Here is a 16,616-nt window from a genome sequence, read left to right on the forward strand (position 1 = left end):
GCGCTCGCGGACCATTGTTCGCGAGAAGAGCACGTGCCTGCGACGAAATCAAAACGGTTAAGAGGGATTCACGAAACAGTTTCGTCCCGCGCGCGAACTTTCGAGGCTTCATAGAGCGCGATGGCGGCCGCGGCCGAGACGTTCAGGCTTTCGAATCCGCCCGGCATCGGGATCTTTCCCAAGGCGTCGCAATGTTCCGCGACGAGACGACGGACGCCTTCGCCTTCCGACCCCAGCACGAGGACCGTGGGCTGGTGGTCGAGCACCGCCTCCAGGCTCTCCTCGGCCTCGCCGGCCAGGGCCACGGCCCGCCAGCCCATGTCGGCCAGTTCCTCCAGGGCGCGGGACAGATTGACCACGCGCGCGTGCGCGACCTTGTCCACCGCGCCCACGGCGGTCTTGGCCAGGACGCCGGAGAGCACCGGGGCGTGGCGATCCTGCAGGATCACGCCCCTGGCGCCGAAGGCGGCGGCCGAGCGGAAGATGGCGCCGATGTTCTGCGGGTCGGTGATCTGATCCAGCATGACCAGCAGGCCCTTGGCCGGCGCGCCCATCTCGGCGATCGACAGGGACTCGGCCTCGTCGATCTTCAGGGCCAGGCCCTGGTGGACGGCGCCCTGCGGCAGGTGCTTGGCGATCTCCTGGCCCTCCATCACCTGCAGGCAGGCCAGTTTCTGGAAATCGGGGGCGAGTCGCTTGGCGCGGTCCGCGGTCGCCAGAAGGCGCTTCGGCGCCGGTCGCAGCGGGTTGGAAAGCGCCGCCTCGACGGCGTGGGTTCCCCAAATCCAGTCCTTGGCGTCACCTTGCCCGCGAGAAAACTCGTTTTTATTCCGGGGCTTGGAACGAAAATCGCGTCCGGGTGCAGAAGGACGTTTCCGGTCGTTGCGTTCGGAATGAGAGGACACTATAAGACGCGCTCCGATTTGGGGCCCCAAGGGTTTCTAGGCCGGCCGGCGCTGCTCTTAGCATCGTCCGTCACCGTCCAAAGAAGCTTTTGTTCCAGTTCGAAGTTCAACGGCTTGCCGTTGTGCGTCGAACCGGCTAAAGGCCGCCGGCTTCGGAACTCCGTCGCGTGCTTGGGGGAATGTCCCGAGTGGCAAAGGGGGGGACTGTAAATCCCCTGGCGTACGCCTTCGCAGGTTCGAGTCCTGCTTCCCCCACCATGCACGCGACGAGTTCCGAGACGGGCGCGTCCTGAAGGCAAGATGGGTCCCAGAGCCAGAGACCGGGAGCCGATCGCGACCCCGCTAGCCCACGATTGGGTGATAAGGCGGGTATAGCACAATGGTAGTGCAGCAGCCTTCCAAGCTGAGGATGCGGGTTCGATTCCCGCTACCCGCTCCAGCTCCCCATATGAGTTACCCCAACAACACCCGCCGGCGCGAAGGTAGAGACGATGGCCAAGGAAAAGTTCGAACGCACTAAGCCGCACTGCAACATCGGCACCATCGGTCACGTTGACCATGGCAAGACGACGCTGACGGCGGCGATCACGATCACGCTGGCGAAGTCGGGCGGCGCGACCGCCAAGAACTACGCCGACATCGACGCCGCGCCGGAAGAAAAGGCCCGCGGCATCACGATCAACACCGCGCACGTCGAGTACGAGACGGCCAACCGTCACTATGCACACGTCGACTGCCCCGGCCACGCCGACTACGTGAAGAACATGATCACGGGCGCCGCCCAGATGGACGGCGCGATCCTGGTCGTGTCGGCCGCCGACGGCCCGATGCCGCAGACCCGCGAGCACATCCTGCTGGCCCGTCAGGTCGGCGTGCCGGCCCTGGTCGTGTTCATGAACAAGGTCGACATGGTCGACGACGAAGAGCTGCTGGAGCTCGTCGAAATGGAAGTGCGCGAGCTGCTCAGCTCGTACCAGTTCCCGGGCGACGACATTCCGATCACCAAGGGTTCGGCCCTGGCCGCCGTGGAAGGCCGCGACGCCAAGATCGGCGAAGAGGCGATCCTGGCGCTGATGGCTTCGGTCGACGCCTACATCCCGCAGCCGGAACGTCCGGTTGACCTGCCGTTCCTGATGCCGGTCGAAGACGTGTTCTCGATCTCGGCCGCGGCACCGTGGTCACGGGCCGTATCGAAAAGGGCGTCGTGAAGGTCGGCGAGGAAGTCGAGATCGTCGGCATCCGTCCGGTCCAGAAGACGACCTGCACGGGCGTCGAAATGTTCCGTAAGCTGCTGGACCAAGGTCAAGCCGGCGACAACGTGGGCGTGCTGCTGCGCGGCACCAAGCGTGAAGACGTCGAGCGCGGCCAGGTCCTCTGCAAGCCGGGCTCGATCACCCCGCACACGAAGTTCGTGGCCGAGGCCTACATCCTGAACAAGGAAGAAGGCGGCCGTCACACCCCGTTCTTCACCAACTACCGTCCGCAGTTCTACTTCCGCACGACCGATGTCACCGGCATCATCAAGCTGAAGGAAGGCGTGGAAATGATCATGCCAGGCGACAACGCCGAGCTGGACGTCGAGCTGATCACCCCAATCGCCATGGACCAAGGCCTGCGCTTCGCCATCCGCGAAGGCGGCCGCACGGTCGGCGCCGGCGTCGTCGCCAAGATCGTTGAATAACGATTTTCACGACAGTGTTTGGTGACCAGAAGCGCAAGCGCTTCTGGTGGGCCAGGATCGTCGAGTAATCGACCGATCTCAGCGTCAGCTGAACTGATCTAAGCGAAGGCCCCGGAGAGCGATCTCCGGGGCCTTTTGCTTGGGCTAATGTCTGACTTGGGTGCGGGCGTACGTTGTCTCATGTGCGCGACTAGCGGACTCAATTGAGTTCTGGAAACGGGCAAAAGGTGGAAGGAGAAGGCCATGGCGATGATCACCGATCCCGACGACTTCTTCACCCTGGGCTGCGGCCGGTGCGAGCGCTTCGCGACGCCGGACTGCTCGATCCGGCCTTGGGTTGAGGGGCTGAATGCGCTGCGCCGGATCTGTCTGGATGTCGGGCTGGAGGAAACGGTGAAGTGGGCGCACCCTTGCTACATGCACGCCGGGCGCAACATCGCGATCTTCGGTGCGTTCCGAGGCGATTTCCGGCTCAGCTTTCTGAACCCGGGGCTGTTGACCGACAGCGAGGGCGTGCTGGAACCGCAGGGGCCCAACAGCCAGACGCCGGGCATGATCCGCTTCACGGCCAGCGAACAGGTCGCCGAGCTGGAGCCGGTGATCCGGGCCTATCTGCGCCAGCTGATGGACCACGCCGTAGCCGGAACCAAGCCGCCAAAGACCGAGCGCGAGATCGACGTGCCGGACGAGCTGACCGAGGCGCTGGACGCCGATCCGGCGCTGGCCGAGGCCTTCCACGCGCTGACGCCAGGCCGCCAGAAGAGCTATCTGTTCGCGCTGAACCAAGCCAAGCAGCCGGCGACGCGCGCGGCGCGGATCGAGAAGTTCCGCGACAAGATCATCGCCGGCAAGGGCGCGCTCGAGCGCTAACCCTCCACGAACCTCGGGATCGGTCCGACCTGCGGGGTCTGGTCCGGCAGTTCGACGAATTCCTCGTCCATGAAGCACCAGCCCCAGCCCTCCGGCGGGTCGTAGCCCTCGATGATCGGGTGTCTGGTCGCGCGGAAATGGGCGGTGGCGTGCCTGCTGGGGCTGTCGTCGCAGCAGCCGACATGGCCGCAGGTCCGGCACAGGCGCAGATGCACCCACCAGCCGCCGGTCTTCAGGCATTCCTCGCAGCCCTTGGAGCCGGGCGTGACATGATGGATGGAGTCGCCGTGCGTGCAGGTCATGGGGGGAATCCTCTCAGGCTTCGGCGAGATAGGCGTGGATGGCGGCGACGGCCTGGGCGCCTTCGCCGATCGCGGCGCCGACACGCTTGACCGAGCCGGCCCGCACGTCGCCGATCGCGAACACGCCCTTGCGGCTGGTCTGCAGCAGCGGATGGCCGGGCGCGAGGTCGGCGCCGGTGCGGACGAAGCCGTGATTGTCCAGCTCCACATGGCAATGGGTCAGCCAGGCGGTGTTGGGCGCGGCGCCGATGAACAGGAAGAGGTGGCTGATCGCCTGGACGGTCTCGACGCCGTCCGGACCGCGCCAGCGCACGGCCGACAGCTGGTTGGGTTTGCCGTCCTCGCTTTCGAGGTCGACGATCGCGCTTTTGACGATGACCTCGATATTGGGCGTGCTCTCGATGCGGTCGATCAGGTAGCGGGACATGGTCGCCGCCAGGCTCTCGCCGCGCACGATCATCCAGACCTTCTTGACCTGGCTGGCCAGATAGACCGCTGCCTGGCCCGCGGAGTTGCCGGCCCCGACCAGGGCGACCTCCTGGCCGGCGCACAGCTTGGCCTCCAGCGGCGAGGCCCAATAGTGGACGCAGGCGCCTTCGAAGCGATCCAGGTTCTCGACCTCCAGCCGGCGGTAACGGGCGCCGCTGGCGATGACGACGGTCTTGGCTTGCGCGGTCTCGCCGCTGGCGAGGGCCAGGCGGTAGCGATGCTGGCCGTCGTCCTCGCAGACGAGGGAGGCGACCTCGTCGGGAATAGCCAGCTCGGCGCCGAACTTCTGGGCCTGGCCGTAGGCGCGGCCCATCAGGGCCATGCCGGTGATCCCGGTGGGGAAGCCCAGATAGTTCTCGATCCGCGCCGAGGCTCCGGCCTGGCCGCCGAAGGCGCGGGTGTCCAGCACCAGCACCGAGAGCCCCTCGGATGCGGCGTAGACGGCGGTGGCGAGACCCGCGGGGCCGGCCCCGACGATGGCGACGTCATAGAGGCGGTTGGCGTCGATCGGTCCGACCAGGCCGATACAGCGGCCCAACTGGTGATTGGTGGGCTTTCGCAGAATCTCGCCGTTCGGACACAGCACGATCGGCAGTTCGCTGTCGTCGACCTGGAAGCGCTCGATCAGCACCTTGGCGCAGTCCATCTGGTCGGGGTCGAGGTGCTGGTAGGGATGGCCGTTCCGCGCCAGGAAGCCCGACAGGCGGATGACCTCGGCGTCGGCTTCGCGGCCGATGATGATCGGGCCGCCGGCCCCGGTCTCGATCAGGCTGACGCGGCGCAGGATCAGGGCGCGCATGATCTGTTCGCCCAGCTCGGCCTCGGCGACCAGCACGGCGCGCAGACGCTCCGGGGCGATCAGCAGCGCCTCGACCTGGGTGAGGGCCCTGACGTCGACCAGCGACGGGCGGCCCGACAGCTGGGCGATCTCGCCGACGAACTGGCCGGCGGCGTGCTCGACGATCGGCTGGCTCTCGTCGTGGGCGTCGCGGCGGCTGATCGCCACCCGGCCGGCCAGGATCACGAACAGGCCGGGCGAAGCGACGCCGGCCGTGGCCAGGGCCGCGCCGGGCTCGGCGTGGACGACCTGGCCGAAGCGGCGCAGCCGATCGATCTCGGCCGGCTCAAGCCGGGGAAACATCTGAGCGCGTCGGGTGTCGAACGTGGAGCCTGCCATGGGGAGAGATTGCGTCAGGATCGGCGCGCGGTCATCCGCCGAACGATGACGAATTTGAACATTCGTGCGGTGGCGTGACGGAGCCATTCGATCGAATGGTTCCTTTCGCGCGATGCGAGGCCTAGACTCCGGCCATGTCGCGTTCGTCCGCCACTCCACGCCCCGTCCTGCAATGGCGCGCGGGGACCCCCGTCCAGGCCCTCGAGCGGCCCCTGCCGCGCGAGACCGCCGTGGGCCTGTCGTTCGATGGCCGTCCACATACGGTGCTGATGGCCACGCCGCGGGATGTCGAGGATCTAGCCCTGGGCTTCGTGATCACCGAGGGGATCGCCAGCGCCGCCGACGTGCTGGACATCGTCCGCAAGGACGAGGCGCTGGGCATACTGGTCGATATCCGCCTGGCGCCCGGCGCCCTGGCCCGGAAGGCCCGGCCACGCAACCTGGAAGGCCGCTCCAGCTGCGGGCTCTGCGGCGTGCAGCGCCTGGCGGACGCGGTGCGGCCCCTGCCAGTGGTGGGCGCGGGCGCGCGTATCGAACACGCCGCCATCCCGCGCGCCCTGGCGGCGCTGGAGGCCGAGCAGGCCCTGGGCGCCTGACCCGCGCCACCCACGCGGCGGCCTTCTTCAATAGAGTGGGCGACCTGGTCGCGGTGCGCGAGGACGTCGGCCGGCACAACGCCCTCGACAAGCTGGCCGGCCTGATGGCGCGCGAAAAGATCTCAGCGGCTGACGGCTTCGTCGTCGTCACCAGCCGGGCCTCGTTCGAGATGGTCGAGAAGACCGCGCGGATGGGCTGTTCGATCCTGGTCGCGGTGTCGGCCCCGACCGAGCTGGCGGTGAGCAAGGCTCAGGAGGCCAACCTGACTCTGGTCGCCCTGGCCCGGGCCGACGGCCACGCGGTGTTCGCCGGCGGCGAGCGTCTTGTCGAGTCTGAGTTGGAGTCGGTCTGATGGCGGATGATACGGCCGCGCCTGGCAAGGTTCAGGGCGTTCGCCCCTACACCCATCCGGCCGGCGGTTGGGATGCGCTGAAGGCCGTGGCCGGCGCGCTTGTCGACCAGGAGACGGTGGTCGAGGGCGGCAAGACCCTGATGCGGGCCAACCAGCCGGAGGGCTTCGACTGCCCCGGCTGCGCCTGGCCCGACCCCAAGCACACCAGTTCGTTCGAGTTCTGCGAGAACGGGGCCAAGGCCGTGGCCTGGGAGGCGACGACCAAGCGCGCCACGCCCGAGGTCTTCGCGCGGCACACGGTCAGCGAGCTGCTGACCTGGACCGACCACGCGATCGAGGATCTGGGCCGACTGACCGAGCCGATGGCCTATGACCCGGCCGACGACCATTATAAACCGATCTCATGGGACGAGGCCTTCGCCCGCGCCGGCGCGGCCCTGAAGGCTCTGGCTCATCCGGACGAGGCGGAGTTTTACGCCTCGGGCCGGGCCAGCAACGAGGCGGCCTTTCTCTATCAGCTGCTGGGCCGGCGGTTCGGGACCAACAATTTCCCGGACTGCTCGAACATGTGCCACGAGCCGACCAGCGTCGGCTTGCCGGACTCGATCGGCCTGGGCAAGGGGTCGGTGACCCTGGAGGACTTCGACCACGCCGACCTGATCCTGTGCTTCGGGCACAATCCCGGCACCAATCACCCGCGGATGATGGCCACCCTGCGCGAGGCCAGCCGGCGCGGCGCGACGATCCTGGCCTTCAATCCGCTACGCGAGCGGGCGCTGGAGAAATTCGCCTCGCCGCAGGATCCGGTCGAGATGGCGACCCTGAGCTCGACCCCGATCGCCTCGGCCTATTTCCAGCTGAAGATCGGCGGCGACGCGGCCTTCGTGCAGGGCATGATGAAGGCGGTGCTGGCCATGGAGGCCCGCGATGGCGGGGTCCTGGACCGCGCCTTCATCGCGGAACACACCGCCGGCTTCGAGATCCTGGCCGCCCAGCTCGAGGCCATGGACTGGGCCGAGATCGAGGCCGGCAGCGGCATGTCCCGCGAACGGATCGAAGAGGCGGCGGCGGTCTACGCCCAGGCCAAGGCCACCATCCTCTGCTACGGCATGGGCCTGACCCAGCATCGCGACAGTTCCGGCACGGTGCAGCAGCTGGTCAACCTGCTGCTGCTGAAGGGCAATATCGGGCGGGAAGGGGCGGGGATCTGCCCGTTGCGCGGCCACTCCAACGTGCAGGGCAACCGCACGGTCGGCATCTGGGAAAAACCGTCCAAGGCGCTGTCGGACGCGATCCAGACCGTCTTCGGCTTCGAGCCGCCGCGCGCGCACGGCCATACGGTGGTCGAGACGATCGAGGCGATGGAAGCCGGCCGGTCCAAGATGTTTCTGGGCCTGGGCGGCAATTTCGCGGTGGCCGCGCCCGACCCGGTGCGAACCTTCGCGGCCATGCGCAAGCTGGACATGGCCGTCCATGTCGCCACCAAGCCGAACCGCACACACCTGCTGGTCGGCAAGGCAGCGATCCTGCTGCCGTGCCTGGGCCGCACCGAGATGGACGTCCGCGGCGGCGTGCGCCAGTCGGTGACGGTCGAGGACTCGATGTCGATGGTCCACGCCTCGCGCGGGCTCAACCCGCCGGCGTCCGAGCACCTGATGTCCGAACCGGCCATCGTATCGGGGATCGCCCACGCCACCTTTGGCGACGATCCGCATGTCGACTGGCTGGGCCTGGCCGACGACTACGACGCCATCCGCGACCTGATCGCCCGGGTTTTCCCGGCCTTCGACGACTATAATGACAGGGTTCGCGTTCCCGGCGGCTTCCGCCTTGAGGTCGGACCGTCGAACCGGGTGTGGAGGACCGCCAGCGGCAAGGCCAATTTCCTGCCGTTCGACCCCAGGGGCGGCGATCCGCGCCGGGGCGATCCCGACGTCATGATCCTGACCACCCTGCGCAGTCACGACCAGTACAACACCACCATCTACGGCATGAACGACCGCTATCGCGGCGTTTTCGGCCGGCGCGACGTGATTTTCGCCAACCCCGACGACATGGCGCGACTGGGTCTCTCGCAAGGCGATCTCGTCGACCTGGGCGCGGCGTTCGACGAGACGGGCGAGCGGATCGTCCGAGCCTTCACCGTGGTGGCGCGCGACATCCCGCCGGGATGCCTGGCCGCCTACTATCCGGAGACGAATGTGGTGGTGTCGCTGGATGACCACGACCAGCGTTCGGGCACGCCGGCCTACAAATCCGCGCCCGTGCGTCTGCGTCCTCACCAGACCGCTTGGCAAGGCGCGGCGGCGCGCAACTAAAGCGGTTGTTAGGAGCCGCTATGTCTAATGCGCCCAACCCAAGGGAGAGGGCGCGTGGGCGTGGATGTCGAGACCGTGGCGGTTTCAGAGCTGGGAGCGGCCGAGCGCGCGCTCTGGAGCCGCTTCCGCGAGGAAGACCCCGCCCTAGCCAGTCCCTATTTTGACCTGCGCTTCGTGGAGGCCGCCAGCCAGGTCGCGCCGAACGCCCGGATCGCTGTCATTCGCGAGGACGGGGCGGTTCGCGGATTCCTGCCGTTCCAGCTGCGGGGCGGCCTGCTGCAGCCCCTGGCGGCGCCGCTCAGCGACTTCCACGGTCTGATCGCCGAGCCGAATCTCTCCGTCGGCGCGCTGCTGCCGCGCCTGGAGGGCGTACGCCGGGCGCGGGTCAGCGGCCTGATCGGCGCGGGGGAGGCGGACCGGCCGGGGTTGAGAGCTCGTCGGGCGATGGCCGCGGATCTCTCGCAAGGCTTCAACGCCTACCTCGCCAGTCGCGACACGCGGTTCCTGAAGGACAAGCGCCGCCGCCGTCGCGCCCTGGAGCGCGACCATGGACCGCTGTCGTTCGCTTTCGAGCGGCCGACAAAGGCCGAGATCGACCTCGTCATCGGCCGCAAGCGCGCCCAGCTGTCCCGCACGCACCAGTATGATGTCTTCGCCTGCGGGTGGACGGTCGCGTTGCTGCATCGGCTGGCCGAGATCTGCGCCCCGGACTTTGGCCTGCGGCTCGCGACCTTGAAGGCTGGCGATACGCTCGTCGCGGCGGAGTTGGGCCTGAGTTCGGGCGCGCGGCATCACCTGTGGTTCCCGATCTATGACCCGGCCTTCGCCAAGTACTCGCCAGGCAGCCTGATGACGCTGGACACCCTGGAGGCCGTCGCCGCGCGCGGAATCGCCCGCGTTGACTTCGGCGTCGACGCCGACGTCTACAAGCGCGACTTCGCAGACCCGGCCGAGGCGGTGTTCGAAGGGCTGATCGAGCGGCGAGCCTCCTCACGGGGGCTGTCGATGCGCGGCTTCGGCGTCTCTCGGCTGGCGCGGCGGTTCGACCGCATCGTGGCGTGCGAGCCTGGCCTGGTCGGTCAGATCCGGGGCGGGACCGGCTTCATGGCCGCCATGGCGCGGCGCCATCCCAGGCTGGGGGCTGGCGTGGGTCTAGGGCTGGGATTGGGCCTGACTCTGGCCGCGCTGATGGTCGACTAGTCGACCCGTGTTATATGACATCGCGGTCATGACCTCGAATTAAGTCGAAACCTTGTCAGGCCCCCGCTAGCTTCCCCTCATCGAATTACACGCAATCGAGGGGAGAACATCGATGCGCGCTCTGACCACCCTGGCCGTTCTGGCCGCCGCCGTTACCGCCGCCGGCGCCGCCCAGGCCGCCCCGTCCGTGAAGATCAAGGACGCCGTCGCGCGCGTGGTGGTCATCCCCGAGAACCGCTCGGATGTGAAGGTCGAGTTCATCACCACCAATGCCGACCTGCCGCTGAGCGTGCGCCAGAACGGCGACGAGGTGATCGTCGACGGCAACCTGCGAATGAACCGGATCAACAGCTGCAACAGCCGCGACGGCAAGACCTGGGTCAAGGTCCGCGGCGTGGGTCAGGTGTCCTACGACAACTTCCCGCAGGTGGCCGTGCGCGTCCCGATGAACGTCAAGGTCCAGGCCGGCGGCGCCGTGTTCGGCGACATCGGTCGCTCGGACAGCGTCAACCTGGCCAATGCTGGCTGCGGCGACTGGACCGTGGCCAACACCAGAGGCGAACTGCATGTCAGCCAGGCTGGTTCGGGCGACACCAAGGCCGGTTCCGCCGCGTCGGTCGAGATCAGCATCGCCGGCTCGGGCGACGTGACGACCCAGGCGATCTCTGGCGACATGGAAGCCAATATCGCGGGCTCGGGTGACATCAAGGTGGCCAGCATCGCCGGCAAGCTGGAAGGCAATATCGCCGGTTCGGGCAACATCACCGTCCTGGGCGGCCGCAGCCGCATGGTCGAGGTCAATGTGATGGGCTCGGGCGACGTGGCCTTCAATGGCGAGGCCGACGATGTCGACGTCTCGGTCGCCGGTTCGGGCGACGTGCGTATCGCCAAGGTCAACGGCGCGGTCAAGAAGCACGTGGCCGGTTCGGGCGACGTGATCATCGGCGGCCGCTGATCGGCGATCGCTGCCACACATATATAAAGAGTGAAGGCCCCGGGATCGCTCCCGGGGCCTTCGTCACGTCCGGACCTTGGGTCCAGGTCGTCCTTAGCGGACGCCGAAGCCGAACAGGTCGCTGGCCGTGGCCAGGTCGGCGCCGGCGCGATCGCGATCCTTCAGGCTGCCGCCGAACGTGTAGCGGAAGCCGACCTTCACGGCGTCCGAGTTCAGCTTGGCCAGGTCCTTCGATTCCGCGTGGGTGTACTTGGCGAAGGTCGACCAGCCGGTGTTGGCGAACTTGTATTCGCCGCCGGCGTTCACGTCCCACAGGTCGGCGTTGACGTTGGTGTCGATGCGCGACCAGCCGGCGCCCGCGTTCAGGCGGAAGTTGTCCGACACGAAGTAACGGGCTTCGCCGCGGACGGCGTAAAGGTCGGCGTCCAGGTCATTCGACTGGCCATAGGCGACCAGGCCCGTCAGCGTGACGTTGTTCAGGTACTTCTGGGCCTCGGCGCCGACGGCCCACAGGGTGTCGTTCGACGGACGCGACAGGGCGGTGAAGCCGCCGACGCGCACGGTGTCGCCCAGCTTGGTGGTCAGGTGCACGGCGCCCGACGCGACGGTTTCGTCCGACAGGTCGTTGTCCGAGATCGAGACGTCGCCGTTGGCGGTCACGGTCCAGGCGCCGGAGAGCGGGATGGCGACCGAGCCGTCGAGCACGGCCGAGGTGCCGTCATTGCCGCCGAAGCGGGTGTTCAGGTCCGTGTAGTTCACGGCGGCGCCGACCGAACCAATGTTCTGGGCGAAGGCCGGGGCCGAGACGGCGGCGGCGATCAGGGCGGCGGTGGCGAAAAGCTTCGTATTCATAGTGGGGTATCCCCTTACACAAGAGTGGCTCACCGGCTGGCTGGACGGTCGTTGTTGGGGGGAGGGGCCGCCCAGTCCGTCGGTGAGGGGCGGCATCTATGGAGGTTCGACCTTGGCCTCAAGGCCGTCGGCGACGCTTCGAGGCGGATTTATACAAATTTGTGACACTTGCGCGGGGTGGCATTTCGCCTACGCGCGAGCGGGCGCACGTTCTTGCTAGCCATCGGGACAATGGGGTTAAAAGCGGACCGACGTTATCTTTCCGAAGGCCTTGCGTGGCGGGGGGAGGGCGCCTATTCAGAACCGGCCCGACGAGTCGCGTTCCACAAAGTCGCGACGAGCCGGGCACAGCGCTTGACGAAACCGATTCTGGAACGTACAAGCGCGCCTCTGTTGGACCGGCTGTGAGCTCTCGGGCTCAAACGCGGTTCGCGAGACGCCCGGACATAGCGCCTCAAGCCTTCTCTCGAGAGGGTGGTGCAATATCTGGTCATCAGCCCCGGCGGGAAACCGCGGGGGTCATTTGTTTTGCGGACGCTGCGTACGAGCTCTCTCGGGAGTTCGAGTTGGTCTTTGAAATGGTTCGAGACGCGGGCGCAGCCCACTAGGAAACCGAGCGATATGGATCGTCAGAACATCCGCATCCGGCTCAAGGCCTTCGATCACCGCGTGTTGGATCATTCCACGCGCGAGATCGTCAACACGGCCAAGCGCACGGGTGCGACGGTGCGGGGCCCCATCCCCCTGCCCACGCTTATCGAGAAATTTACCGTCAACCGTTCGCCGCACGTCGACAAGAAGTCGCGCGAGCAGTTCGAGATCCGTACGCACAAGCGCGTTCTCGACATCGTTGACCCGACTCCGCAGACCGTGGACGCGCTGATGAAGCTCGACCTGTCGGCCGGCGTTGACGTCGAAATCAAGCTGTAAGGAGGGCCGATCCATGACTCTCCCCACCCAACGCACTGGCGTCCTCGCCAAGAAGCTCGGCATGACCCGCTTCTTCGACGAAGCCGGTCAGCACGTGCCGGTCACCGTCCTGTCGCTCGACGGTTGCCAGGTCACGGGCGTGCGCACCGTTCGAGAAGGACGGCTACACCGCCCTGCAACTCGGCGCTGGCGCCAAGAAGGCCAAGAACACCTCGAACGCCATGCGCGGTCACTTCGCGAAGGCGGCCGTCGAGCCGAAGCGCGTCGTCGCCGAATTCCGCGTCGAAGAGAACGCCCTGATCGAAGTCGGCGCCGAACTGACGGCCGACCACTTCGTCGCCGGCCAGAAGGTCGACATCCAAGGCGTGACCGTCGGTAAGGGCTTCGCCGGCGCCATGAAGCGCTGGAACTTCGGTGGTCTGCGCGCCACCCACGGCGTCTCGGTCTCGCACCGTTCGCACGGCTCGACTGGTAACCGCCAAGATCCGGGTCGTACGTTCCCGGGCAAGAAGATGGCGGGTCACCTCGGTCAGGAAACCGTCACGACGCTGAACGTCACGGTCTGGAAGGTCGACGTCGAACGCGGCCTGATCCTGATCAAGGGCGCCGTCCCGGGCCACGAAGGCAGCTACGTGAAGGTTCGCGACGCCGTGAAGAAGGCTCTGCCCGCCGACGCTCCGCGTCCGGGCGCCTTCCGCAAGGCTGGCGAGGCTGCTCCGGCCGCCGCTGAGACCCCCGCTGAAGAGGCCCCCGCGGCTGCGACCGAAGAGGGCGAAGGCTAATGAAACTCGACGTCATCAAACTGGACGGCGGCAAGGCCGGTTCCGTTGATCTCGACGACGCCATCTTCGGCATCGACGAAATCCGCGGCGACATCCTGCAGCGCGTCGTGACCTGGCAGCTGGCCAAGCGCCGCTCGGGCAACCACAAGATTCAGGTTCGTAACGAGGTCTCTCGTACGAGCAAGAAGATGTACAAGCAAAAGGGCACCGGCGGCGCTCGTCACGGCTCGCGCCGTGCGGCTCAGTTCGTCGGCGGCGCCAAGGCCCACGGCCCTGTCGTCCGTAGCCACGCTTTCGACCTGCCGAAGAAGATCCGGGCCCTGGCTCTGCGCCACGCCCTGTCGTCCAAGGCCAAGTCGGGCGCGCTGGTCGTCCTGGACAGCGCCATTCTGACCGAAGCGAAGACGGCCGCCCTGCGCGCCAACTTCGACAAGATCGGTCTGAAGAACGCCCTAGTCATCGCCGGTCCGGAAGTGGACGCGAACTTCAAGCTCGCCGCCCGCAACATCCCGAACGTGGATGTCCTGCCGAACGCCGGCCTGAACGTCTACGACGTGCTGCGTCGCCAGACCCTCGTCCTGACCAAGGACGCGGTCGAAGCGATCTCGGCCCGTTTCGCTGAGAAGGAAGCCGCCTAATGGCCGCCACCGCTCGCCACTACGACACGATCCTGTCGCCGGTGATCACCGAAAAGACGACCCTGCTCAGCGAGCAGAACAAGGTTGTCTTCAAGGTGGCCAACGACGCGACCAAGGACGAAATCGCCGCCGCCGTCGAAGAGCTGTTCAAGGTCAAGGTGACCAAGGTCAACACCATCGTGACCAAGGGCAAGACCAAGCGCTTCCGCGGCATCGTCGGGCGTCGCAACGACGTCAAAAAAGCGATCGTGACCCTGGCCGACGGCCAGTCGATCGACATCACGACGGGGCTCTAATCAGATGGCCTTGAAGCATTTCAACCCGACCAGCCCCGGCCAGCGCGGCCTGGTGCTGATCGACCGCAGCGAACTTCACAAGGGCAAGCCCGAGAAGAAGCTCGTTGAAGGCCTGACCAAGTCGGGCGGTCGCGGCGGCAATGGCCGTATCGCGGTCCGTTTCCGCGGCGGCGGCGCCAAGCGCCTGTACCGTCTGGTCGACTTCAAGCGTCGTAAGCAAGGCGTGGCCTCGGTCGTTCGCCTCGAGTACGATCCGAACCGCACCGCCTTCATCGCCCTGATCAAGTATCAGGCCGACGGCGAGCTGGCCTACATCCTGGCCCCGCAACGCCTGAAGGTTGGTGACGAAGTCGTCACCGGCGAGAAGGTCGACGTGAAGCCGGGCAACGCCTCGCCGCTGCGCACGCTGCCGATCGGCACGATCATCCATAACATCGAGCTGAAGCCCGCCAAGGGTGGTCAGATCGCCCGTTCGGCTGGCGCCTACGCCCAGCTGGTCGGTCGTGACGCCGGCTACGCCCAGATCCGCCTGAACTCGGGCGAGCTGCGCATGGTGCTCGACTCGTGCATGGCCACCGTCGGCGCCGTTTCGAACCCCGACCACATGAACCAGAACCTCGGCAAGGCCGGTCGTTCTCGTCACATGGGCCGTCGCCCGCACGTCCGCGGTGTCGCCATGAACCCGGTCGACCACCCCCACGGTGGTGGTGAAGGTCGCACCTCGGGCGGCCGCCACCCGGTGACCCCGGCTGGTAAGCCGACCAAGGGCGCCAAGACCCGCGTCAACAAGGCCACGGACAAGTTCATCATCCGTTCGCGCCACAAAGCGAAGAAGGGCCGCTAAGCCATGACCCGCTCCGTCTGGAAAGGCCCGTTTGTCGACGGGTACCTCCTGAAGAAGGCCGACGCCGCTCTGTCGTCGGGCCGCAAGGATGTCATCAAGACCTGGTCGCGTCGCTCGACGATCATGCCGCAATTCGTCGGCCTGACCTTCGGCGTCCACAACGGCCAGAAGCACATCCCGGTCTCCGTGTCGGAAGACATGGTCGGCATGAAGTTCGGCGAGTTCGCTCCGACCCGCAACTTCCCCGGCCACGCCGCCGACAAGAAGGCCAAGAGGAAGTAATCATGGCCAAGCAGAAGCAAGAACGCCGCCTGCCGGCCGCCGAAGCGATGTGCAAGGTGCGCACTCTGCGCACCAGCCCGCGGAAGCTGAACCTGGTCGCTCAGTCCATCCGTGGCCTGAACGTCCAGCGCGCTCTCAACGAGCTCGAGTTCAGCCACAAGCGTATCGCCCAGGACGTCCGCAAGGCGCTGTACTCGGCGATTTCGAACGCCGAGAACAACCACAACCTCGACATCGACTCCCTGGTCGTCGCCGAGGCCTATGTGGGCAAGAACCTGATCATGAAGCGTTTCTCGCCCCGCGCTCGCGGTCGCGCGACGCGCGTTGAGAAGCCGTTCTCCGAGATCACGATCGTGGTCCGCGAACTGGGTGAGGCCGCCTAATGGGTCAGAAAGTCAATCCGGTCGGGCTGCGGCTCGGCGTAAACCGCACCTGGGACAGCCGTTGGTTCGCCGACGGCGCCCAGTACGGCAAGATGCTGCACCAGGATCTCGCGATCCGCGCCGCCCTGAAGAAGCGCCTGTACCAAGCCGGTGTCTCGCGCATCATCATCGAGCGTCCGCACAAGAAGTGCCGCATCACGATCTATGCCGCTCGTCCGGGCGTCATCATCGGCAAGAAGGGCGCTGACATCGACAAGCTCCGCAAGGACCTGTCGGTTCAGACCGAGGGCGAAGTCCACCTGAACATCGTCGAGATCCGCAAGCCGGAAACCGACGCTCAGCTGGTGGCCGAGTCGATCGCTCAGCAACTCGAGCGCCGTATCGCCTTCCGTCGCGCCATGAAGCGTTCGATCCAGTCGGCCGTGCGTCTCGGCGCCAAGGGCATCCGGATCAACGTCTCGGGTCGTCTGGGCGGCGCTGAAATCGCTCGGATGGAGTGGTATCGCGAAGGCCGCGTGCCGCTGCATACCCTGCGCGCCGACATCGACTTCGGTTTCGCCGAAGCCAAGACCACCTACGGCATCATCGGCGTGAAGACCTGGATCTTCAAGGGCGAGGTGCTGGAGCATGATCCGATGGCGCTCGACAAGCGCCTGGCCACCGAGTCCGGCCCCGCCGGCGAAGGTGGCGGCCGTGAGCGCGGCGATCGTCCCGACCGGGGCGACCGTCGTGACCGTCGCGATCGCGCCTAAGGATTAGATCG

18 protein-coding genes, 2 tRNA genes and 2 pseudogenes are annotated in these 16,616 nt (G+C 66.7%); 18 read left to right on the forward strand and 4 right to left on the reverse strand.

Annotated features, from left to right (window positions below):
• Window positions 1-68 precede the first annotated feature (68 nt).
• A complete protein-coding gene (rlmB, locus tag ACHMW8_RS16650) occupies window positions 69-905 on the reverse strand; it encodes a 23S rRNA (guanosine(2251)-2'-O)-methyltransferase RlmB (protein WP_125156606.1) in 837 nt (278 codons plus the stop codon).
• Between the two features lie 173 nt (window positions 906-1,078).
• Between rlmB and ACHMW8_RS16655 the strand changes: the two genes are divergently transcribed.
• From ACHMW8_RS16655 to ACHMW8_RS16670, 4 genes and pseudogenes are all read left to right on the forward strand, one after another.
• A tRNA-Tyr gene (locus ACHMW8_RS16655) sits at window positions 1,079-1,163 on the forward strand.
• 107 nt (window positions 1,164-1,270) lie between these two features.
• A tRNA-Gly gene (locus ACHMW8_RS16660) sits at window positions 1,271-1,344 on the forward strand.
• A 52-nt stretch (window positions 1,345-1,396) separates the two neighbouring features.
• Window positions 1,397-2,586: pseudogene (gene tuf / locus ACHMW8_RS16665) on the forward strand (elongation factor Tu).
• A 243-nt stretch (window positions 2,587-2,829) separates the two neighbouring features.
• The gene (locus ACHMW8_RS16670; RefSeq protein ID WP_125159678.1) at window positions 2,830-3,456 is read left to right on the forward strand and encodes a YdeI family protein; all 627 of its coding nucleotides are present in this window, start codon (window positions 2,830-2,832) and stop codon (window positions 3,454-3,456) included.
• Here the strand turns inward: ACHMW8_RS16670 and ACHMW8_RS16675 are convergent.
• Window positions 3,453-3,758 carry a UBP-type zinc finger domain-containing protein gene (locus ACHMW8_RS16675; RefSeq protein ID WP_125159677.1) on the reverse strand — a complete coding sequence of 102 codons (306 nt, stop codon included), beginning with the start codon at window positions 3,756-3,758 and terminating at the stop codon, window positions 3,453-3,455. The genes ACHMW8_RS16670 and ACHMW8_RS16675 overlap by 4 nt on opposite strands.
• Before the next feature lie 13 nt (window positions 3,759-3,771).
• On the reverse strand, window positions 3,772-5,388 hold the full coding sequence (locus ACHMW8_RS16680; protein ID WP_395443155.1) for an FAD-dependent oxidoreductase: 1,617 nt from the start codon (window positions 5,386-5,388) through the stop codon (window positions 3,772-3,774).
• A gap of 170 nt (window positions 5,389-5,558) precedes the next feature.
• Here ACHMW8_RS16680 and ACHMW8_RS16685 point away from each other — a divergent pair, with 170 nt between their 5' ends.
• The 5 genes from ACHMW8_RS16685 to ACHMW8_RS16705 all read left to right on the forward strand — a co-directional run bounded on the left by ACHMW8_RS16685 (window position 5,559) and on the right by ACHMW8_RS16705 (window position 10,846).
• Window positions 5,559-6,020 carry a formate dehydrogenase accessory sulfurtransferase FdhD gene (locus tag ACHMW8_RS16685; protein WP_395443156.1) on the forward strand — a complete coding sequence of 154 codons (462 nt, stop codon included), beginning with the start codon at window positions 5,559-5,561 and terminating at the stop codon, window positions 6,018-6,020.
• A gap of 35 nt (window positions 6,021-6,055) precedes the next feature.
• Window positions 6,056-6,373 (forward strand): formate dehydrogenase accessory sulfurtransferase FdhD, encoded by a 318-nt coding sequence (locus tag ACHMW8_RS16690; RefSeq protein ID WP_395443157.1) that lies wholly within the window; start codon window positions 6,056-6,058, stop codon window positions 6,371-6,373.
• On the forward strand, window positions 6,373-8,691 hold the full coding sequence (locus tag ACHMW8_RS16695) for an FdhF/YdeP family oxidoreductase (RefSeq protein ID WP_125159674.1): 2,319 nt from the start codon (window positions 6,373-6,375) through the stop codon (window positions 8,689-8,691). The genes ACHMW8_RS16690 and ACHMW8_RS16695 overlap by 1 nt, the downstream gene beginning before the upstream one ends.
• Window positions 8,692-8,745: 54 nt before the next feature.
• Window positions 8,746-9,891: a GNAT family N-acetyltransferase gene (locus ACHMW8_RS16700; protein WP_395443158.1), complete on the forward strand. Its 1,146-nt coding sequence runs from the start codon at window positions 8,746-8,748 to the stop codon at window positions 9,889-9,891.
• Between the two features lie 112 nt (window positions 9,892-10,003).
• Window positions 10,004-10,846 carry a GIN domain-containing protein gene (locus ACHMW8_RS16705; RefSeq protein WP_395443159.1) on the forward strand — a complete coding sequence of 281 codons (843 nt, stop codon included), beginning with the start codon at window positions 10,004-10,006 and terminating at the stop codon, window positions 10,844-10,846.
• Window positions 10,847-10,939: 93 nt separating this feature from the next.
• Here the strand turns inward: ACHMW8_RS16705 and ACHMW8_RS16710 are convergent, their stop codons facing one another.
• Complete coding sequence (locus ACHMW8_RS16710; protein ID WP_395443160.1) at window positions 10,940-11,698, reverse strand: hypothetical protein; 759 nt, start codon at window positions 11,696-11,698, stop codon at window positions 10,940-10,942.
• A 404-nt stretch (window positions 11,699-12,102) separates the two neighbouring features.
• Between ACHMW8_RS16710 and ACHMW8_RS16715 the strand changes: the two genes are divergently transcribed.
• The 9 genes and pseudogenes from ACHMW8_RS16715 (at window position 12,103) to rpsC (ending at window position 16,605) form a co-directional block, all read left to right on the forward strand.
• On the forward strand, window positions 12,103-12,306 hold the full coding sequence (locus ACHMW8_RS16715) for a hypothetical protein (RefSeq protein WP_125159670.1): 204 nt from the start codon (window positions 12,103-12,105) through the stop codon (window positions 12,304-12,306).
• A 13-nt stretch (window positions 12,307-12,319) separates the two neighbouring features.
• Window positions 12,320-12,628 (forward strand): 30S ribosomal protein S10, encoded by a 309-nt coding sequence (gene rpsJ, locus ACHMW8_RS16720; RefSeq protein WP_004616952.1) that lies wholly within the window; start codon window positions 12,320-12,322, stop codon window positions 12,626-12,628.
• 13 nt (window positions 12,629-12,641) lie between these two features.
• A pseudogene (gene rplC, locus ACHMW8_RS16725) lies at window positions 12,642-13,410 on the forward strand (50S ribosomal protein L3).
• Complete coding sequence (gene rplD / locus ACHMW8_RS16730; protein WP_125159668.1) at window positions 13,410-14,048, forward strand: 50S ribosomal protein L4; 639 nt, start codon at window positions 13,410-13,412, stop codon at window positions 14,046-14,048. Before rplC ends, rplD begins: the two are co-directional and overlap by 1 nt.
• Window positions 14,048-14,344 carry a 50S ribosomal protein L23 gene (locus ACHMW8_RS16735; protein ID WP_004616934.1) on the forward strand — a complete coding sequence of 99 codons (297 nt, stop codon included), beginning with the start codon at window positions 14,048-14,050 and terminating at the stop codon, window positions 14,342-14,344. The genes rplD and ACHMW8_RS16735 overlap by 1 nt, the downstream gene beginning before the upstream one ends.
• Before the next feature lie 4 nt (window positions 14,345-14,348).
• Window positions 14,349-15,188: a 50S ribosomal protein L2 gene (gene rplB, locus ACHMW8_RS16740; RefSeq protein ID WP_125159667.1), complete on the forward strand. Its 840-nt coding sequence runs from the start codon at window positions 14,349-14,351 to the stop codon at window positions 15,186-15,188.
• Window positions 15,189-15,191: 3 nt separating this feature from the next.
• On the forward strand, window positions 15,192-15,470 hold the full coding sequence (gene rpsS, locus ACHMW8_RS16745) for a 30S ribosomal protein S19 (protein WP_125159666.1): 279 nt from the start codon (window positions 15,192-15,194) through the stop codon (window positions 15,468-15,470).
• Between the two features lie 2 nt (window positions 15,471-15,472).
• Complete coding sequence (rplV, locus tag ACHMW8_RS16750; protein ID WP_010919132.1) at window positions 15,473-15,853, forward strand: 50S ribosomal protein L22; 381 nt, start codon at window positions 15,473-15,475, stop codon at window positions 15,851-15,853.
• The gene (rpsC, locus tag ACHMW8_RS16755; protein WP_125159665.1) at window positions 15,853-16,605 is read left to right on the forward strand and encodes a 30S ribosomal protein S3; all 753 of its coding nucleotides are present in this window, start codon (window positions 15,853-15,855) and stop codon (window positions 16,603-16,605) included. Before rplV ends, rpsC begins: the two co-directional genes overlap by 1 nt.
• Window positions 16,606-16,616 lie beyond the last annotated feature (11 nt).

It is taken from the genome of Caulobacter sp. UC70_42 (genome assembly GCF_044056025.1).
Lineage (GTDB): Bacteria > Pseudomonadota > Alphaproteobacteria > Caulobacterales > Caulobacteraceae > Caulobacter.